Origin of the sequence: Parabacteroides sp. HGS0025 (genome assembly GCF_000969845.1) — a bacterium.
Classification (GTDB): domain Bacteria; phylum Bacteroidota; class Bacteroidia; order Bacteroidales; family Tannerellaceae; genus Parabacteroides; species Parabacteroides gordonii.
In genome coordinates this window covers 307,443-327,466 of the sequence record NZ_KQ033903.1, presented here as the reverse complement: position 1 = coordinate 327,466, position 20,024 = coordinate 307,443, and the positions used below count along the sequence as shown (strand labels likewise).

18 protein-coding genes are annotated in these 20,024 nt (G+C 43.0%); 5 read left to right on the top strand and 13 right to left on the bottom strand.

Going from position 1 to position 20,024, the window contains the following annotated elements:
* Positions 1 to 5: 5 nt before the first annotated feature.
* The 3 genes from HMPREF1212_RS18530 to dxs are packed head-to-tail and all read right to left on the bottom strand — an operon-like array spanning position 6 to position 4,762.
* A complete protein-coding gene (locus HMPREF1212_RS18530) occupies positions 6 to 1,463 on the bottom strand; it encodes a TrkH family potassium uptake protein (protein ID WP_028727124.1) in 1,458 nt (485 codons plus the stop codon).
* A 1-nt stretch (position 1,464) separates the two neighbouring features.
* The gene (gene trkA, locus HMPREF1212_RS18525; RefSeq protein WP_028727123.1) at positions 1,465 to 2,802 is read right to left on the bottom strand and encodes a Trk system potassium transporter TrkA; all 1,338 of its coding nucleotides are present in this window, start codon (positions 2,800 to 2,802) and stop codon (positions 1,465 to 1,467) included.
* Positions 2,803 to 2,857: 55 nt separating this feature from the next.
* A complete protein-coding gene (gene dxs / locus HMPREF1212_RS18520; RefSeq protein WP_046150631.1) occupies positions 2,858 to 4,762 on the bottom strand; it encodes a 1-deoxy-D-xylulose-5-phosphate synthase in 1,905 nt (634 codons plus the stop codon).
* A gap of 627 nt (positions 4,763 to 5,389) precedes the next feature.
* Between dxs and HMPREF1212_RS27375 the strand changes: the two genes are divergently transcribed.
* From HMPREF1212_RS27375 to HMPREF1212_RS18505, 3 genes are all read left to right on the top strand, one after another.
* The gene (locus HMPREF1212_RS27375) at positions 5,390 to 8,935 is read left to right on the top strand and encodes a DUF6383 domain-containing protein (protein WP_232430158.1); all 3,546 of its coding nucleotides are present in this window, start codon (positions 5,390 to 5,392) and stop codon (positions 8,933 to 8,935) included.
* A 399-nt stretch (positions 8,936 to 9,334) separates the two neighbouring features.
* A complete protein-coding gene (locus HMPREF1212_RS18510) occupies positions 9,335 to 9,583 on the top strand; it encodes a hypothetical protein (protein ID WP_052725047.1) in 249 nt (82 codons plus the stop codon).
* A gap of 89 nt (positions 9,584 to 9,672) precedes the next feature.
* Positions 9,673 to 11,823, top strand: coding sequence for a VapE domain-containing protein (locus HMPREF1212_RS18505; protein WP_046150628.1), 2,151 nt, complete (start codon positions 9,673 to 9,675; stop codon positions 11,821 to 11,823).
* A gap of 232 nt (positions 11,824 to 12,055) precedes the next feature.
* On the opposite strand, the gene HMPREF1212_RS18500 is transcribed toward HMPREF1212_RS18505, so the two are convergent.
* Entirely contained in the window at positions 12,056 to 12,280 is a 225-nt protein-coding gene (locus HMPREF1212_RS18500; protein WP_046151229.1) for a DUF4248 domain-containing protein, read from the bottom strand.
* 194 nt (positions 12,281 to 12,474) lie between these two features.
* On the opposite strand from HMPREF1212_RS18500, the gene HMPREF1212_RS18495 reads away from it, so the two are divergent.
* Both HMPREF1212_RS18495 and HMPREF1212_RS18490 read left to right on the top strand, forming a co-directional pair.
* Positions 12,475 to 12,924 (top strand): HU family DNA-binding protein, encoded by a 450-nt coding sequence (locus tag HMPREF1212_RS18495; protein ID WP_046150627.1) that lies wholly within the window; start codon positions 12,475 to 12,477, stop codon positions 12,922 to 12,924.
* Positions 12,925 to 12,946: 22 nt separating this feature from the next.
* Positions 12,947 to 13,417, top strand: coding sequence for a glucosaminidase domain-containing protein (locus HMPREF1212_RS18490; protein WP_046150626.1), 471 nt, complete (start codon positions 12,947 to 12,949; stop codon positions 13,415 to 13,417).
* Positions 13,418 to 13,962: 545 nt separating this feature from the next.
* Here the strand turns inward: HMPREF1212_RS18490 and HMPREF1212_RS18485 are convergent.
* The 9 genes from HMPREF1212_RS18485 to HMPREF1212_RS18445 form a co-directional block, all read right to left on the bottom strand.
* The gene (locus tag HMPREF1212_RS18485; protein ID WP_046150625.1) at positions 13,963 to 14,454 is read right to left on the bottom strand and encodes a TIR domain-containing protein; all 492 of its coding nucleotides are present in this window, start codon (positions 14,452 to 14,454) and stop codon (positions 13,963 to 13,965) included.
* The gene (locus HMPREF1212_RS18480) at positions 14,454 to 15,899 is read right to left on the bottom strand and encodes an SIR2 family protein (protein ID WP_046150624.1); all 1,446 of its coding nucleotides are present in this window, start codon (positions 15,897 to 15,899) and stop codon (positions 14,454 to 14,456) included. The genes HMPREF1212_RS18485 and HMPREF1212_RS18480 overlap by 1 nt, the downstream gene beginning before the upstream one ends.
* A 1-nt stretch (position 15,900) precedes the next feature.
* Positions 15,901 to 16,269 carry a TIR domain-containing protein gene (locus tag HMPREF1212_RS18475; RefSeq protein ID WP_046150623.1) on the bottom strand — a complete coding sequence of 123 codons (369 nt, stop codon included), beginning with the start codon at positions 16,267 to 16,269 and terminating at the stop codon, positions 15,901 to 15,903.
* Between the two features lie 12 nt (positions 16,270 to 16,281).
* Complete coding sequence (locus HMPREF1212_RS18470; RefSeq protein WP_046150622.1) at positions 16,282 to 16,827, bottom strand: TIR domain-containing protein; 546 nt, start codon at positions 16,825 to 16,827, stop codon at positions 16,282 to 16,284.
* Positions 16,828 to 17,122: 295 nt separating this feature from the next.
* Positions 17,123 to 18,076 carry a DUF5712 family protein gene (locus HMPREF1212_RS18465; RefSeq protein WP_046150621.1) on the bottom strand — a complete coding sequence of 318 codons (954 nt, stop codon included), beginning with the start codon at positions 18,074 to 18,076 and terminating at the stop codon, positions 17,123 to 17,125.
* Between the two features lie 4 nt (positions 18,077 to 18,080).
* Positions 18,081 to 18,665, bottom strand: coding sequence for a BfmA/BtgA family mobilization protein (locus HMPREF1212_RS18460; RefSeq protein ID WP_046150620.1), 585 nt, complete (start codon positions 18,663 to 18,665; stop codon positions 18,081 to 18,083).
* A gap of 238 nt (positions 18,666 to 18,903) precedes the next feature.
* The gene (locus HMPREF1212_RS18455) at positions 18,904 to 19,269 is read right to left on the bottom strand and encodes a helix-turn-helix domain-containing protein (protein WP_028728998.1); all 366 of its coding nucleotides are present in this window, start codon (positions 19,267 to 19,269) and stop codon (positions 18,904 to 18,906) included.
* Between the two features lie 129 nt (positions 19,270 to 19,398).
* On the bottom strand, positions 19,399 to 19,830 hold the full coding sequence (locus tag HMPREF1212_RS18450) for an RteC domain-containing protein (RefSeq protein ID WP_046150619.1): 432 nt from the start codon (positions 19,828 to 19,830) through the stop codon (positions 19,399 to 19,401).
* Positions 19,787 to 20,017: a hypothetical protein gene (locus tag HMPREF1212_RS18445; RefSeq protein ID WP_028728996.1), complete on the bottom strand. Its 231-nt coding sequence runs from the start codon at positions 20,015 to 20,017 to the stop codon at positions 19,787 to 19,789. The genes HMPREF1212_RS18450 and HMPREF1212_RS18445 overlap by 44 nt, the downstream gene beginning before the upstream one ends.
* Between the last annotated feature and the right edge of the window lie 7 nt (positions 20,018 to 20,024).

The window sequence follows — 20,024 nt, the reverse complement described above, 5'->3', positions numbered from 1 at the left end:
CTATTTTATTGTTTCCAGAAACCCGGAACGAGTAAAGTCAATACCGTAAATATCTCCAGTCGCCCTGTCATCATCAGGAAGGAAAGGAACCATTTGGAAACGACGGGCACTTCAGAGAAGTTATCGACCGGCCCCAGTTTCCCAAGCCCCGGCCCCACGTTGCTGATGGCGGAAACCGCCGCCCCGATCGATTCCTCGAAACCCAGTCCGTCGAGCATCAGCACGATACAGCTCACAACGATCAGAAGCATATAAGCTACCGAGAATGCCAGTACACGGTGTACTATTTCGCCGGATACGATATGTGTATCCATCCGCACCGGAATGATCGCGTGCGGATGGGTCTGCTTTTTGAATTCATTGAACAGGTTTTTAGAAAGGATGGCAAACCTCCCCATTTTTAAACCGCCGCAAGTGGAACCAGCACAACCGCATATAAACATCAGTATCAGGGCAATCATCCAGAAGAACGGTCCCCAGGGAATATAATTGTCTGTAGCAAATCCACAGGTAGAGACTAATGTGACCACCTGGAATGAAGCCTTTCTGAAAGCCGATAGAAAGTCGGTCGCAAACCCCTGATACATCACCCAGGCCGTAGTAACGCCGATCATGATAGCCACAAACCAGAAGAACCAGCGGAACTCTTCGTCATGGAACAGCTTCTTTACATTTCCGTTGAAACAGAAGTAAATCAACGTCATGTTAGTTGCCCCGATAAACATGAATATGGTAATGATATACTCTATATAGGCAGAATCCCAGTAAGCGATACTGGCATTTTTCGTTGAGTACCCTCCGGTTGAGATAGCCGTCAACGCATGGTTGACAGCATCGTATAAATCCATCGGCCCTACCCATAAAAGGCCGATCAGAAGAAGCGTAAGGAATAAATAGACACCCCAAAGCCGTTTGGCAACCTGTGTGACACGCGGACGAAACCGTTCGTGTGTAATACCTGGTGTTTCCGCATTGAACAATTGGGTAGCTCCTCCGCCTAAAATAGGCATCAGGGCCACTGTAAAAACAATCATTCCGATTCCCCCTTGCCATTGGGTGAGACTTCTCCAAAACAGAATACCTTTGGGGAGGGTTTCTATATCAGTAAGGATAGTTGAGCCGGTGGTTGTAAATCCTGACATCGTTTCGAAGAATGCATCCGTTACGTTGTCTATATATCCTCCCAGGTAGAAAGGGAGCATACCGAGCAAGGAAAAAAGTATCCAGGTAAATGTTACCGTAAGCATACCTTCACGCCGTCCGGCAGAATATTCGTTGGCACGGAAACCGATCGCATAAAGCGCTACGCCCGTTCCGAACAAAATGCCACAGGAAATCAACAGGGGATACAGGTCGTTCCCCTTATAAAGAAATGCCACCACCGCAGCCATCAGCATGAACAGCGTTTCGAGGATGCACATCATCCCCAGCATTTTTATTATGAAACGTACATTCAGTAACATACTAATTAAAATAATCTTCCAGTTTGCGCATGGCCGTTTCCAGGCAGAACACGACAACATGGTCGTAAGCCTGTATTTGGGTATCTCCTTTAATCATCATCGGTTCGCCGTCACGCAGCAACCCCCCGAGGGTCAGATCTTTCGGCAGATGCAGGTCTTTCACCTGCTTGCGGGTGATCTTTGAGTCGGGACGGGCAACCAGTTCGGCCACATCGGCATTGGCAAAGGTAAGGAACTTTACGTTCGATACGTCGGCATCCAGCAAGAACTGGTAAATGTGGCTGGCGGCAATCAGCTTCTTGTTGATCACCGAGCCGATATCCATATTCTCCGCCAGCGGGATATAATCTATATTCTCGATCTTGGCGACCGTCTTGAATACCCCTTGCCGTTTGGCAGCCAGGCAAGCCAGAATGTTGGTACTGGAGTTGTCGGTCAGGGCAACAAACGCCTGTGCGTCTTTGATACCTTCCTGCATAAGCAGTTCTGTGTCGCGTCCGTCGCCATTGATGATCAATACATTGCTCGGCACGACCTCTGCTATGCGGTGGCTCTTCTCCTTATTCGTTTCCAGGATCTTGACACGTATATTGTTCGGCAGATACTGGCTCGTGCGGATAGCGATACGGCTACCCCCCATGATAAAGACCTTCTTTACTTCCGGGTCTTTCTTGCCGGCATGTATCTGTACATCTTTGATATGCTCTTTCGTCGTGGTGAAGAATACGATATCGCCGGGTAATACGTAGTCGGTACCGCGCGGGATGATCGTTTCATATTGCCGTTTGATGGCAACGATATGGTAAAGCTTCTGCTCGTTCAGCAGTTCGGCAAGCTGTTTGTTGACCAGGCGGGAGTTTTCACGGACTTTTACCCCGATCAGGATCAGGGCACCCCCGAACAATTCCCAGTACTGGCGCGTCCACGGGCGGCGTATCGCGCTGACGATCTCCCTGGCTGCCAGCATTTCCGGGTAGATCATCGAATGGATCCCCAGCTTTTCGAACAGCTCCTTATTCTTTGGTAACAGATATTCGTAGTTATTGATGCGTGCCAGGGTTTTGCGTGCCCCCAGCTTCGAAGCCAGGATGCTAGCAGCAATATTGGTTGTCTCTTCAGGGGTGACACTGACAAACAGATCCGTTTTCTTTATCCCGGCTTCTTCCAGGTCGCGGATCGAAGTCGGATTACCAACCATAGGAAGTATCTCCATATTGGTGTTGGTGAAATTCAACCGTTCCTCACTGGGATCCATCAGAATAATATCCTGCTTCTCCTGAGATAACATCTTCGCGAGATGCGTACCCACTTCGCCTGCCCCGGCAATAATAATTTTCATTTTGCTACTTGTTAATCATTTCCCTGTCGTCTCTGCGGCAATGATCTGTTAATAATTAATCGTTCATCATCTTCCGGATCTCTTCCGCGATGCTTCCGGCATTCAAACCGCACAGTTCGTACAGTTCGGGAATAGATCCGTGTTCAATGAATGAGTCGGGTATACCGATGCGTTTTACCCGCGGGGTATATCCGTTGTCTGCCATGAATTCCAATACGGCACTGCCCAATCCGCCTTTTACCACCCCGTTCTCTATCGTGATGACGCGGGTGAACTTCCTGCCTACTTCATGTAATAACTCCTCGTCGATCGGCTTCAGGTAGATCATGTCGTAGTGGGCGACCGATATGCCTTCGCCTGCCACTTCGCTGATCGCCTTTATCACTTCATTCCCGATCGGCCCTATAGATAAAACAGCTATATCGTCTCCTTCGTTCAATAGTTGACCTTTTCCGATAGGCAACACCTTCATTTCGTTGCGCCAGTCCTTCATTTCTCCCTTGCCACGCGGATAACGGATCACGAACGTACCCGGAGCCTCTTTGTAGCCGGTATACATCAGGTTTCTCAGATCCAGCTCATTGAGCGGGGAGGAGATTGTCAGGTTGGGGATCGGGCGCAGGTAAGCCAGGTCGAACATACCGTGGTGCGTGGCTCCGTCTTCGCCGACCAAGCCGGCACGGTCGAGACAGATCACCATATGCAGCTTCTGCAATGCTACATCATGGATCAGGTTGTCGTACGCACGTTGCATGAACGATGAATATACATTGCAGAAAGGGATCATCCCCTCTTTGGCCAAGCCGGCGGAGAAAGTCACCGAATGCCCTTCCGCTATCCCGACGTCGAATGCCCGTTTGGGGAATGCCTTCATCATATGGATCATCGAGCTGCCTGTCGGCATGGCGGGAGTAATCCCCACGATCCGTTCGTCCTGTTCGGCCAGTTCCACCAATGTATGCCCGAAGACATCCTGATAGAGCTGCGGCTCGTTGAGGTTGTGCACGATGATGCGCTGGCCGGTTTCCTTGTTGAACTTGCCGGGTGCGTGCCATTCGGTGGCCGACTCTTCGGCAGGTTTGAAACCTTTCCCTTTGGTTGTCTTGATATGCAGCAGCTTGGGGCCCTGCAAATCTTTTATATCGTTCAGCAACTTGATCATATAGTTTACATCGTGCCCGTCTACCGGCCCGAAGTAACGGATGCTGAAACCTTCAAACAGGTTATGTTGCTGTGTAAGTAATGCTTTCAGGCTGTTGTTGAAGCGGATGATATTACCCCGGCGGTCGTTGTTTATCAGCTTCATCTTTTTCAGTCCGCGATACACGTCGTAACGCATCTTGTTGTATGTCTGGCTGGTGGTGATGTCAACCAGATACTGGCTCAGTCCTCCCACGCAGTTGTCGATAGCCATATCGTTATCGTTGAGGATGATCAGCAGGTTGTTCGGGTTGGCCGAGGCATTGTTGAGGCCTTCGAAAGCCAGTCCGCCCGTCATGGCTCCGTCGCCGATCACGGCTATTACGTGACGGTTGTTTTCTTCTTTCAGGGCCGAAGCGACCGACATTCCCATCGCTGCCGAGATCGAGTTGGACGCATGCCCGGCAATAAAAGCGTCATAGGGGCTTTCTTCCGGATTGGGGAAACCGCTTATGCCTTTGAATTTGCGGAGTGTATGAAAAGCTTCCCTGCGTCCGGTCAGTATCTTGTGTCCGTAGGCCTGATGTCCCACGTCCCAGACGATCCGGTCGTAAGGGGTATTGAATACGTAGTGAAGAGCCACGGTCAGTTCCACCGTTCCCAGGCTTGCTCCCAGGTGTCCGGGATTTTCAGAAAGTATATCTATTATGTATTGACGCAACTCTGCACATACCTGTCCCAGCTTTTCCTGAGGCAACTGACGTAAATCCTCCGGGTAGTTAATGACGTTCAATATGTGTTCATCCTTGCTCTCTGCCATATCTGCTAATTTTGTGGCAAATGTAAAGAATTAACGGCACATAAAATAGTTTTAGCCGGGCATTTCTTTGACAGGATGATTAAAATGGGCTTCAAAGATAGCCTGTCTGCTGAAGCAAACGACAAATAGAACTGCTATAAATTCATTTTTGAAACTCCTGTTTTTCACCCTGAAAACGGGCTGAATACCGCCTTTTAACAATAGACTACAAAAACTTGAAAAAATGGGTACTGATACACAGTGTATTAAGAAACGCATGCGCGTACATATCTATATAAATAGGGATAGTCTGAATAGGGGTATGATCTTTTGAATAATAAAGGATAGGGTGCAAAAAATGACTGACTAGATAAATCGTTCCTTTTTTCTAGTCATGCAAAGTTATTGCTAAATTTTGAATCTGCAATCCTTTTAAGAATTATTTTGTCTAATCTATCTGCTTTCTTATCAACCGGATAGCAAAGTTAGTATGAAATTCCCTCTTTTTTACACGAAAGTAATCGACCCTCAAAAAAATGACTAGAAAAAAGGAACGTTTTGGCTAGTCATTTAACAATTGCCAAACGTATCGAATCTAAGATTAAAGAGCTTTTAGGAACACTATTATTAATATTAAAATTTAAATTTATGAACAAAAAGTTATCTCTGATGATGGCTGCAATTCTGGCAGCCGGGTATTCTGTGACTGCGGAAGCGGGGATCTACAAGGTTACTGCGGCTGGTGAAGTCGTAAGTGGGCAAAAGTATGTGGTTGCTGTAGATAAAGACAACGCTTTGTCTGCTGAAGGTGCTGCTTTGTCTACCAAAGCATTTGATCCTGCCAGCAATGACTTCTTATGGATAGTTGATGGTGCCACAACTTTTAAACTTAAGAGCGTAAGCAATACTGGTAAATTCGTTACACAAGATGCTACTACTGCAGCTTTGGGAGAAAACGGTACCCCTGCAGCTGCTGTATTTACAGAGGCTACTAGAACTTCAGAATTGAAGACTGGAGATGCTACTAATACTGATTTTGTATTAAGTAGTTCTCCTGCATTTTCTACTAATGGTGCAGACGCTTTTCTTCACATTGCCACTACTCCTCTTCATGCAAAAACTGCTGATGGTAGTTATGTTTACGTAACAATCGACGGTAAGTATGCGGTTAATACAAGCGGAACAACCGTTATCTATCTGGATGGAACAACTGTTGCTATGTTGGGCTTACAGGATAAAGCGAAGTTTACAGTAACAGAAGATGGTGTAATTATGTCTGCTACTCAGACTTCCAATGGTATCACTGATATTGATAATGATGCTATTACCCTTGCTGCTGCTAGTATCCCTGCTATCGAAGTGGATGCGAATAACAGCACAAATGTACAGGTTTATAAAACTGTTATTTCTACCGGTGTATCTTCTAAAGTAACTGATGCATCAACATTTGCTCTTACATCAACCGCTCCTTCTGTAGTTCCTCAGGTTCCTGATGGTGCACTGGCATGGACAAATGGCACAACAGGTGTGTTGTATGTTACTCCGTCGGGAGATGCAACAGCTATGAATGCTGTAAAAGCTGATGGAACAGCTGCTGAGGCTACTGGCGTAAGTAATGCTGCCCTGACAATCAAACTGAACAACGATGGTTCTTATTCTCTGTTTAATGGGGTAGAGCAGATTAAATTGGCTACCGCAGTTTCTTTCAATATCGAAAAGATCGCTGGAACAAATGGCTTTACTGCAAAAGATGCTGATGGTAAAGTTTTGGCAATCACAGGTACTACTTTGTCATGGGAAAAAACAGATGGTTCTTTGACTTCTGCTAAATCCGTAGCCGTACTTAGTTTCTCAAAAGGAACTCTGCAAGCTATCTCTGCTGCTGACTTAGCTAAGATCGAAAATGGTGGTATCACATTAACTGCTTCTTACGATAATGGCAAAACTGATATCAAAGGTAATCCGTTTACAGGCTTCCTGACTGTTGTTGATTTGGGTGGTAACAATTTCAACTTGAAATCAGGTAAAAAGTTTATCATCGGTAGAAAGGATATGATTGAAGGCGCTGGTACTGTAGCCTGGGGCTTTACTACTGTTGAAAAGCTTTCAGATATGAAAACTGGTGACCTGGCTGTATTCACTGCACAAACTTATGCAGGTGAAACAACTCCTTCTGAAGTTGTTTTATCTTTGACTGGTGCTGGAACAGTTGGTTACTATAAAGTTCCGGATGCAGTATATATGGGTGCTGGTGCTAGTCCTAAAACTGTTACATTCTCTTTGGGTACAGGTACGTTGGCAAAATGGCAGGATGTTCTTCAGAAAGGTAAATTCTTTACTGTAGAAAAGATCAGCAACTATTCAGCAGATAATGCAAAAGCTGAAGGTTACCTGGTAGCTACAGGAAAAACTAACACAACTTATGGATACAACAAGACAGTTCGCAACGTATTGGAAGGCGAATGGGCATTGACATTGAACGATGCTAAAGATAAGTATGTACTGACTAACCGTGAAACTCCGGAAGTTACATTCGAATTTGTTGGTGTAAACTCACTTTACACAACTACTTCTGAATATACTTACGTGAGCGGTGCAGACAAATACATCATCGCTCCGGTAGCTAACCACGCTGCAACAGATGGTTACAAGACACTGGATCAGCTGGAAATGCAACGTTTCAACATCGGTTCTTATGCAGGTGTTTACGATAATACAGCTTGGTTTACTGAAAACCACGGTGAAGATAAAGATGCTGAATATCACGTAATCGGTTTGAACATTGATCAGGAAGAAGGTTTGATCTATGAAGCAATCGCTCACGATCAGAAGCGCGACAAAGATCATGCTGTTACAGATTCTATTTATGTAGTTAGCACAATCGGTTATTACAACGCTGCTATCAACAATTATGATGAAGTTCTTGATACACTGAAAGTGGTTTCTTATACATTCAAGAACCAATATAACGAACCGTTGTATGTAAAGGCTGCTGATGCAGACTTCTCTAAGATCACTTATGTATCTTCTGCGAAAGATGTAACTAAAGCAACGAAGTTTACACTGCGTCTGGATACAGACAATACTTTGAATTTGCGTCCGGTAGACCTGGATGAAACAACAGGATACAACACATTTGATACATCAAAAGACTTCAACAAAGCCTATGCAGGTTCTTCATTGAACAAGGGTCTGGTTTCTTCTACCGATCTGTATGAAAGAGAAGAAAACGACCGCTTTGTAGTAGCTCCGTTGGCTTATGAAATGTATCGTCGTTTGGAAAATGCAGTTCCGGGTACTTCTCTGGATACAATCTCTATCTTCCGCGAAGGAAATAACAAGGAAGTATTGTTCGAAAACGGTCAGTTCCTGGGTATGAACAATCAGGTTCAGTTCCCGGCAATCGCTCCGGCAATGGTTGTAGACAGCGCTTATGCTCCTGCAAATACGTATCGTCCTCAGTATATGTTGATGGTTGAACCTAACTATGTACCGGCAGGTAAATGGTGTCCGGAACACGGCTTCAACCCTGGCTGTTCTCACGAACAGGATATTGAAGGTTACACAGAAGGTCGTTACCTGGTGAACCTGAAAGATACAGCTATTGCATGGGAAGATGCAAACAAACATGGCGGTATCAATCCGTATACAAACACTGAAGGTTATGTGAAGTTGGCATTCGTTCCTGCTAAACATATCAAAGATACTCTGATCATTAACAGCGATAACAACAAATTGACAGTAAACACAGCTGCATTCAACGAAGCTAAGTTTGCATTCCGTTATGTAGATGCAACAGCTAAGTCATTTGTTATCGAAACTGCTGATTTCAATCTGACAGGCAAAGATGCTGGTAAGATCAAAACAACTCCGGGTTACCTGAAATGGATGAACGGTGTGATCGTAGTGGTTGACAATATCAAGAATGCTGACGTTTACAACATGACTGAAGATTACGAAGGTAATCCTACTGCCAACGAAGGTATCAACGCTTCTTCTGTATCAGTTATCGCCGGTAACGGTGTTGTAACTATCAACGGTGCAGCCGGTAAGAAAGTTGTTATCAGCAACGTTCTTGGTCAGACAATCGCTAACGCAGTTCTTTCTTCTGACAACGCTACAATCTCTGCACCTGCCGGTGTAGTAGTGGTAGCCGTAGAAGGTGAAGCAGCTGTAAAAGCAATCGTAAAATAAGAAACTATTTATAATCAATAAATTTTAGATTGACTGCGTGGTGATATCGGACAAGAGTCAACCAATTACCCCGTGAGGGCGAACAAGCGGTCAGTATTAATACTAAAGTAATGAAATAAAGTTCTTCTGTTCGATCTCTGTGAAGAGCAAAAACAGACAAAAACAAGCCTCGGAGGATTCGTTCTCCGGGGCTTCGTTGTTAGAAATGCAGCTATCCGGCTGTATCATATAAATTAAAAACAAATTGTATATGAAAAAAAAGTAGAAGCAGACCTGATCAACCAGGCCATTCGCGAGTTAAGGGAAAATTGTGAGATACTTGAAAAAGATCTGCACGAAGTAACGAAGAGCTGCCGGAGTATTAACAAACTACTCGACCACGCTATCATCGAACAAGATATGGTAGAGGAGGAGAAGATCATTTTCTGTGGCGAGACAAACGAGTTTGTCAGGCTTATCTACCCGCTATTGAGCAGCAGGAAGTGGAAAGTAAACGGTACGTCGAAGCTGAAAAAGTTCCTGCGGGCTATCGACGAAGTAGTCAGGATCAGGTACGACAAGAAAAAAGACTACCTCAAGTTCGACAGCCTGGTAGCCGCCGTGAAAGAGTATATCGACAAGAATTTTCCGAACGATGCTTTTTCATAAGAAAACCAAAAAGTCAGGAAGCCATCCAATGGTTTCCTGTACCTTCGTTTCATACCGGATAGCCGGATAACTATTAAATTTTATACGCTATGATTGAAGCAACCTTGTTTACCAATTTCAGAATTTGCGGAGGAAATATGCCGCTGTTTACTATTCTCGACGATATCCTTTGCGGAAAGTATGAAGTCCCTGTCAATCTCCATCGTGCTGCCCTGCAAGCCGGCGACACGTCGACTGCCGAACGCATCAAAAAGGCATTGCCGGCCTTTACCGTATCGGCCACCTACCGCAACGCCCGCCGCATCGAGCAACTGACGGGATATAACCCCTTGCAGATACTCGATATCGACAACCTCAACCCTGCTGATATTTCCCGCTTGCGCAAACAGGTGAACGACGCCCCCTATACGGTTTGCAGTTTTCTGAGCCCCGGTGCAAGAGGACTGAAGATTATCGCTTACACGGCAGTCGATATCGAACTTCACCCCCGCAACCACCGTGCCATCTACAACACCCTGAAGGAATGGTACACCGACCTGCTTAAAGTAGAGATCGACGCATCGGGCAGCGATGCCGGACGGCTCTGTTTCGTTTCGTATGATCCGGAGTTATACCTCTCGCCCCGTTTTACCGGATGGCTGCGTACCGGGGAAGGGTTGCCCGACGGCCTGCCTTTGCTCGCTCCTCAGGCCAAACGCCCCAGGAAAGCGGCTGTCCCTGCCGATCCTGCGAAGCTACTGGCCGCTGCCCGCAAAAGGATGGACAAACAGGAAGCTTATTGCGAAGGCAACCGCAACAATTATGTCTACCGCTTTGCCTGCCTGTGCAACCGTATGGGTGTTCCTGCGCAGAACCTGGTGGACTATTGTACGGCCAATTTCGCCGATCTCTCGTCCGAAGAATGCAATAATGCGGTGGCGAGCGCCTGCAACAACCGGGAGGAATACAACACCCTTCCCCAGAAGGTGAACGGCAAAAAGGTGGAAATGATACAGCAATACCTGTCGGAGTATTTTACGTTGCGTAAGAATGTGGTACGCGGCATGATCGAATACCGGGAGAAGCGGAAGCGGTATAAAGAGTATCTCCCCGTCACCGATTATTGGGAGAATACGGTCTGGTGTAATCTCCAATTGCAGGGAATCTTCTGTAAGATCTCGGAATTGCGCTCGGTGATCCATTCCGATTTCAGCAAGGAATACGACCCGTTCAAATCTTATTTCGGTAAACTGCCTGCCTGGGACGGGGAGACCGACCATATCGCCCGGCTGGCAGCGACCGTCAGCACCAACCGCCCCGAATATTGGTTGAACTGCCTTCGCAAATGGCTCGTGGCAGTGGTGGCCTGTGCAATAGACGAGGGGAAGGAGAACCACACGGTCTTGCTGCTGAGTGGCGACCAGGGATTGGGTAAGACCACCTGGTGCCGCAACCTGGTACCGCCCGAACTGCGCCGCTACACCTATTCCGGCAACCTCGATCCGGCTTCGAAAGACAGTTCCCTCTTGTTGAGCGACTGCATCCTGATCGTCCTCGACGAGCTATCGGGGCAGAGCCGCATGGAGCTGAACCGCCTGAAGGCGATGATCACGAAAAACTACGTACGCGAACGCCGTGCCTATGCCCATAACGCCGAGACGTACGACCGCCGCGCTTCCTTCGCTGCCACGGTCAACGACAGCCAGGTGCTGACCGACCGCACCGGTTCGCGCCGTTTCCTCTGCTTCGAGGCCAGCCGGATCGACTACCTGAGCCCGGTCGATTACAAGGGTGTTTATGCGCAGGCGCTGGCATTGTATAAGGATGGTTTCAAGTTCTGGTTTTCCGATTCCGACATTGCGGAGGTGAACCGTAATAACGAGCCTTTCCAGCAGACGAGTCCCGAGGAGGAGTTATTTTACACTTTCTTCCGTAAACCGGTTCGTTTTGAGCATCCGCAACTGCTTTCCAGTAGCGAGATTATCGCCAAGATAGCCGAAAAGACGCGTTTGCCTATCACGCCGATCAATGTGAATAACCTGGGTAAGATGCTGAAAAGGGCGGAGTTTGAATATACGATCCGGCGCGGCACCCGTCTTTTTTCCGTGATAGAGCTAACCTTCGACGAAGTAAAGTCCGTGCAGCTGGGAATAACTTCCTACGAAAACAACAATGAACAAACGCCGGAAAAACAGCCGGATAGCACCCCGCAAAATCCCCGCGATGACACCAAATCTCCCGACCCTTCTCTTCCTTTCTGAACCGACAGGGTGGAGGTGGTGGAGGAAAGATCGCTTTTCCGTAAACTTCTGTATGTGGACTATCCATAATTCCCGTTATCCCACGTTATAAAAGCTCCCGCTACCATACAGAAGTCACGGGAACCCATCCCCCAACCTTCACCACGTCCACCCTCGCCATAGCTCCCGTCCTGTCAGCTTCCGCCCCCGTCCGAAATAAAATAGCTCCCGACCCCTATTTTCTAGTTCGTGTTCAAGGTTCCCCTAAATGTTCTACGATACAGGCCACCTGTTTCGGGGTGAAGCAACGTATGCCGGGATGGTAGCCCAGGGCGGTTAGTTTTTCTTTGAGGATGCCATGATGGTTGATCCAGCGGCGGAGTTGCATGACGGCTCCGCGGTGGGAAAGATGGGGGTTGTATAGTCCGGCCAGTTCACCGACACCGTAGGCGCGGATGACGAATGCTTTTTGTTCCATGATATCGTTGTTTGTTTCTATAAATATACGCATTAAAGATAAGAATAACAAGGCTTTGAATTGATTTAAACGAAATAAAGTGCTGTCTTGTCACGTTCGGTCACATCGGGCATCAGCAGGGGTGCCCGGTTGTCGTATCTTTATATTGTAATTAATTACAACACAATTCATTAATCATTAAAAACAATCACGTTATGGCAGTAAAGTATCATTTGGTTCTGAGAAAAAACATGAGTAAGAATGTAGAAGCAGGAAAAGAGAAACTCTATTATGCGCAGACGCGGGCAACCCGTACCTGTTCGTTTGAAGAGTTATGTGAACTGATCGCAGAGAGTTCCACGGCTTCGAGTGGCGATGTCAAACTGGTTCTTGACCGTATGAACCTGTTTGCAGCAAAGGCGCTCGGGCGCGGGGAGGTGGTGCAATTTGGGGAACTCGGCAACTTCCAGTTACTGCTCGGCAGCAAAGGGAGTGTCACTGAAGATGATTTTTCATCCACATTACTAAAGAAGCCCCGCCTGCGTTTCCGGCCCGGCTCCCTCTTGCGTAACATGACGCAAACGGTCAAAGGGGAACGTACGACCCTCACGCCTACCACTCCGCCCGCCGGTGGTGGGGAAGACGATCGTCCTGTAATCGAATAATAACCGCTAACCCTATTTACCAATGGACAAACAGAGATTTGTAGAATTTTATTTCCCCGCCGCACGTATGGCGGGGAATCTGTACCGGATCAATCCGGTCGTCATCCTCGCACAGTCGGCCATCGAGAGCGGCTGGGGTGAGAGCACGCTGGCGCAGGAGTATAATAACTTTTTCGGACTGACGGGTTACGGTGTCGTCAACGCCTACTGGCATGGCGGCAAGACCGACCAGGGGAAAAACGGCCTTTTATTTCGCCGCTATGATACCGCTGAAAACAGCTTTCTCGATTTCGCCCGCCTCATATCCACGGCCTACCGCCCGGCCGCCACCGTAAGCAACTTCCCCGCAGCCTATGCCCGTGAGATCGCTTACAGCCGCTACATCAGTGAAGTGAACAGTGACAACAGGGCTGCTTATGAGGAAATGCTTACCCGGATTGCACGGCAGATCGCTCCGCTGGTCGACGGGTTGTTGCGGCAGGAGGAGTTGTAAGGAGAGCGGTAAGGTTCGAACATTTTTTATTAATCATTTAAAATCAATCAGTATGAGTAAGTTGAAGTCTATTTTTGAGTTTATTATGGCGTTGCTGGGGTTCTTGTTGGATTTCGGGAAGAAAAGGAAAGGGGGATGATGGGGATAGGCTGTATTTCCCCTTCTTAACAGGTTTATCAACAGAGTTATCAACAGGTTAATTGGCTAATAATCTTTTGATTGATTATTTTGTGTGATAGTTGTAAACAATAGCGGGTAATCTAGTTGTGAATAACTTTGGCAGGTTATAAAAGAAAAACAGCTTCAGAATAAATCTGAAGCTGTTTTCTTGGTGATCCGCCTGGGATTCTCCTTGAAGAGTTACCACGCTGATATTTAAAACTTTATATTTTTAGCTTCAAGCATATCCCATGAATTATCCCATGAATTATCCCACTAATTTGCTACGTGCTTTTGCGGTAGTTTGCTCATGGAGAATACTGGAGACAAAGATAGAGCATTTTATTTTTGCTACAAATATATTGTAGTGTTTTCGTGCCGTACTATTAATATTTATCACGAATCTCTATCGCTTCTTCAATCCAATCTTCAATATTATTTTCTATGTACTCATAAACATTTGTACTAGTTTTATATGGTGGATTGTAGCATTTTACAATAGATGACATTGATTTTCCATTGATAGTAAAACCATCAAATGGATTATCACCTTTATTGGCTTGATTACCATCTCGATCTTTTAGATTATGAATATATATTCCAAAAATACCACGTTCTTCTTCCCATGCTTTTTTTATCTCATAATCTATCCATTTTCTATTTGCGGTATTTTCACCAACTAAAACAATAACACAAGATTTACCACTCATGTTATCATCTATCCATTTTTCGATAGCTTTATTACCTCCTTTGGTAACCTCTTCCCATTTATTTGCAGAAACAATACCGTTTCCTTCAATTTTACCCATATTCCTGATCTGACTAGCTCGCCAGTTATCTGGAATATAATGAAAACTAGTAAATACTCTTCTTCCCATTATTTGTTTAATTTTAAAATTATATTAATAACTTTGTCTATTATCTCATTCTCTGATATTACATCTGAGTTCATTTGACATAATTCTTTCCACAGCCAGTTATAAGGAGCGAGATACTTAGATGAGTCTTCTGAAATAAGATCAAATATCTCTTTACTCATGTAACCAGTTGCTGCAATAGGTATTGGAATCACTCCATTTTCTATAGCAATATTAAATTCCTTTTTGACACCGTCAGCAAGTACGACATTTCCAGTAGTATCTTTTTTATTCCCAAAAACAAAAATAGCAATGCCTGCTATTGGAATAATCCTTTTACGATAAGCTTCCCATAGCTCTTGAATATTTTTTCCTTCAGGTACAAATTGTGGAAAAGGTTTCATGACTAATTGTGAGTCGCTGAATTTTTGAGGTTCAGAATCAATTGCATCAAGAGCTCCATTAATGACTGCACTTCCAACGCCAACACCGAAACCATTTACGATTGTATAAGATTTTTGTATAATCTGCTTGGTTAGATTATGTATGAAATCAGTAGCTCGTTTTTCTCCAAATCTCCCATACTCTCCACATGAACTGCCAGATATGAAAATTGTTTGCTTTTTATATCTTCTCTCTATCTCTTTTAAGACATCAGTAATTTCAGAGAACTCATCAATCAACAAAGCCTTTATATTATATCTTATTTTTAAATCATCAATCAGAAGTCTTTGTTTTGTTTTCGCATAGTCTAATTCAGCCTCATTTGTTATGTTACTATCCCCTATAACAGGTCTTTTTAGAAATAAATAATGTTGCCTACTTGACTTCTTATCAATAACATTATTAAGACGGCTAATTATATATGTTATGTTAGGGTCTGTAAAGCTAAAGCCGAGAAATAGAAAGGTTTTAGTAGTCAAGTCTCCATTTAATGCTGTTAAAAACGAATTATGATATAAATAGTATCTCTCATAATCCTCTTTAGTAATTACGGCCTCTGAGGGGTTGCTTACATCGCCATGCATTTTATAAATGACAGCATCCCTTCTGTGTATTGAATGATGAAAATCTGTTTCTCTTATTTTAACATCATATCTTTTGTGATTTTTGGCTAAACTGTCTTCTAATAACTTATCGTAATTTGTAGTCCAATATGTTGCAATTGGTAATCTACTTAATATTACATGATTTTCAGTAGGGTTACTCCCTTCAACAAATTCATCTAATATTTTCTGATTTATTTTATGTCTATTATTTTGATTTACATGGTATTGAGCCAAAGATATCAAATCTTCTTCCAGCTCTATTTTTAACCCAACATCTTCTGCTATTTCTTCTAATAATTCTTTCCAATTAACATAACCTGCAGCCTTCGAAAGTCCTGCACCTGCAAATATTGCAACATTATTATCCCGTAGATGATTAACGAAATCTCTAACGAAAGGTTCAAATTCAGCTTTCATATTATGATAGTAAATTTTTGAGATTTTCCCAAGTCCAATCGTACATTACACCTGCATCATAAACCCTTATTGGATTCGTTCCAATAGGTTTAATTTGGACTACTTTCTTGTCATGCTTTCTTGCCAACGCAATTTCTTTTTTCACTCCAGAAGCACAATAAGTATATGTACCAGCGATTACAACTACAATGTCTGAACATTTTATTTTCTGTTCGGCTTTATACATCCAATCCCATTCAGGAGCAGCTTCTTTCAATGACCAATCAGATATCTCAAAAGGAGAATCCGGATTTTTTGCTTGACCTACAAGTAGATTTTTTAGACTTAAGTTGTTATCAAAATCAAAACTAATAAAAACTCTTTTCTTCATAATATTTAATAATTAACGGTTTAACCATTCATAAAGACTCATTTCCTTTCCATCAGGGAAAATAACCTTGTAATAATCATTTGTATAATCTGATTCAACAATATGAGGGTAGATTTGGAGATACTCATTCCCTTTCCACTCTGTATAGTTGTCAGCTAAAGGAAGTAGTGCAATCCTATCTATATATTTATGTGCATCACCAAAGCCTATTTCCCAATTACACCATTTTGAGGATATAGAATTATTCGTTGCTAGAAATATAAATTTATCATTCTCTTTTATTTTTTGTTTCAAAATATCTGCAGTTTTACCGCTAGTTTCTTTCGGCATATTATCATCCATCCAATCTATATAGACGTTTACTCCCATTTTTCTGAGAAAAACGACAGTATCAGTTATATAATCTCTATCAAGATGGCTGTGTGATAAAAATATAGATGTTTTATAGAAACCTCTACTATAGCTTCTTGATTCATTTAGAATAATTGATTTTTGTGTGTATCCCCCTGATTTATTATTTGATATTTCAGAGAGTCTGTTTTTGGTAATAATAGCCATGAATTATGTTTTATTTATTGTTTTTAATAATAAAGAAAAACAGATTAGGGGAATATAACACTTAAGACTAAAAGTAATAGATGTATAATATTCAGATAGCTTGTCTTTCAAAAATAGATTATGACCTAACAGTCGTTATAAAAAAATAACCAAATAATATGCCACGTGTGAAATGCGGACACAATGTCATAAAAAGAGATGGGTTCCTTTGTCACAATATTCTTATGTGACATTTTGTCTTGTCTGTATACTGGTTATAGAATTCTATGGCAACAATAGCACATAAGTTAGAATCTTATAATTTTAATCTAGGCTTCTTCTTTTTCTTTAGATTGGGTTGTTGTAGGTTATCGTCTAATGAAATATCAGTAGCCAATGGAAGAATAGAAAATAAAGAAGATAACCTGTTTTGGATGGTTGATTTATTTGCAGATGAAGTCGAATCATTGTTGTTTTGCTTATCTGCCGTCGTATTGATTTGTTGTACTGATGTATTTAAATCTACTTTTGTAACTGTGGATTTTCGTAATCCCATATTTTCATGACTCTTTTCATTGGCAAAAAATATTTCTTTTTCCTGTATTTTCAATTTATTTGGCATACTACCGTTTTTAATGGTGTTACAATACTCGAATGTTTCGGCTAGCGGTCGGTTGTAACCGAACAGCTTATTAAATCCTTGTTCCGTCCGTTGGAATAGGTTCACACGGTCAAAGCCACCTGTTACCGTCCCTTTCTTTGTGTTCTTATGATTGGTAAGTGGTGATAGCTTCTTTTTATTGGCTTGGTCTTTCCGGCTCACTACCAAATGACAGTGCATATTCAGTTCATTGTTGGAACGGTTGCGGTTAAAATGTATCTTACCATAGAACTTTATATCGGCTTCGGATAATCCTTTATTAAAGTTCTTTGCATATTCAGGAATAAATACTTCACGAATATATCTTTTCATTGCTTCGGCTTTCTCCTGTTCAGTGTTCCCCATTGTCCGAAGTTCACTTTCCGATGGGCTGACATGAATAGCGAAAAACTTTGCATCTGTTTTCAATAGTTGCCCGATATTGGCATCTATATCTTTTATGACAGTTGATTTATAGATGTTATCCTCTGTCAGATTGAAGAAGCCTTCGGTATAGATACCCTTCTCCATCCGTTCCAAATCTTCATGTTCCATGTAATTAGCTAGCTGTCGGCTACTACCAGCATTATTATATGTACCGTTAGATGGTGGGGCAAAATCTATGTGCATGAGTTTATGTATTTATCAGGTTGCCGATTTCGTCTTTCAGGTTTTCTTTCCGTTTGCTATCCATCACACCACAAGCAGAAAGTTCCGAATAAAGTTGTATCAGTTGAAGTAACTTCTTATAATCCCGTTGGTGTATCTGGTAGAGTGCATTGATCTGTTTGGATTGTTTATTTATCACATCGGCATGATTACAGAACTGTTCACTTAACTTTTTAAGTACGGCTGTTTGTCTCTCCTGACTGGCTTCCAGTTGAGAGAGAATAAGAGTTTCTAAAGTTTTGCCAATGGCATCGAAACGCAAAGCGATAGAATTTGTAGCCCGTATCATGGGATTCAGTTGTTCTTCCTCATAGTAACGGATGAAGCGGATAATATCATCCTGTCTCTTATTTATTTTCGCCAGTTCCGATTTTACGGATTCAGGAGCTTCCGATGGATTGATATGTGCCTTATCTATATACCCGAATGCCAACTTTACAACTTCACTCTTTTTCAGTAAATAGCGTTTGCATATCTTCTCTACCAAAGCTGCCGTTTCCTTATCTATGGAAATGGTAGTAAATATTGTTTTCCGACTGCTGTTTGGCATAGTAATTACTTTTTTATAGAAATATGGATAGATAAATACCTGATAATAAGCGTTGCAAAGAAAATGATTATTACAGGTGTCATTACAGCGTGTTCTTGTAACACGCTAAAGCCGAAGGCTTTGCCCCGCAGGGCAAGAGGGAAGAACAGGACTTGTCCAGTTCCCTCTTGCTTCATTTAGCGAAATGAGCCGAGCCGCAGATCTAGGTGGTTTCTGCTAAATGGGGCGTGATGGCACTCTACAGAACGGATGAATTATCCGCCTTTTTTGCTTCGGTTTGCTTATCGAGTTGATTTTCCTTTTTAAATCGTTCATAGGTTTTACAATCGGCATTTTCCTGAACGAATGCCCGAATGTCGGATGCCCGATAATAGGTTTTATGACTAATCATAAAGAAAGGTAGTTTACCACTTGCCCGATAACGCTGCAAGGTTCGGAAAGATACTTTCAGCAGGAAAGCTAAATCCTGATTGTCTAACAGTCGGTCGTTTTCATCCAGCACTTTATCGGTATTGATAAGAGATTGCAGGTTTTGACCTATCTCCCCAAGTTTCTTCGAGAGCCTTTCCATCCACTTATCGAAATTTTCGTTGTCTATATACATTTTGCTTCAATTTTTAGTTTAACATTATTGTTCTCAATCGATTGATGAAGCAAAGTTCGGCAAATGGGTGCAAATAAGTTAGGGGAGTAGATATACTACACCCCTAACATTTGTTGGTAAGTTGCTGATTTATAGATAGCCTTTCTTTTGATTTTCTTTAGTAATAGCTTTGCGAAGTATATCTAAAAATTCGATTCGTTTATTAGCTTGCCGACAAATTACACTTTCATGCTTTTTGTGGATATCCCCAAATTTGATATTGAAGAGATGTTCAAACGCTCGTCCGATTTCTGTTAATGGTGCTTCTTTCCCGGCATGGTTTATCACTCTCTTAGATAGGAATAATCCGCTAACCAGTTCCATGATTTCAACAAGGTTAGTTTCATCTGTCAGATAGAGTGGCGATTGTGGATTACCATTTTTTTTGTTTTGAAACGGGGCTGGATATTGAATTTTTAGATTCAATAGCTCCAGTTCTGAATTGATAATAGCCAATGTCTTTTGTAGAAACTGCTTTTTAAGCGCATTTTCCCCCCTGACCGTAAAGAGGTATTGTTTCAAGTGAAGCTATCTCAATACGGGTAGCTACAAGAATACGATAAGTAGTTGAATAATCATTTTCATTACTTATGTCTCTAATTTTTTCGATAAACTCGTCATAGGCATTTTGCATTACATTGTTATTGACTTCCTCTTTAGACTTTTCAATCAAAAGGTTGAAAAGTTCTGTTCTTAATAATTTGTTCATAAGCATA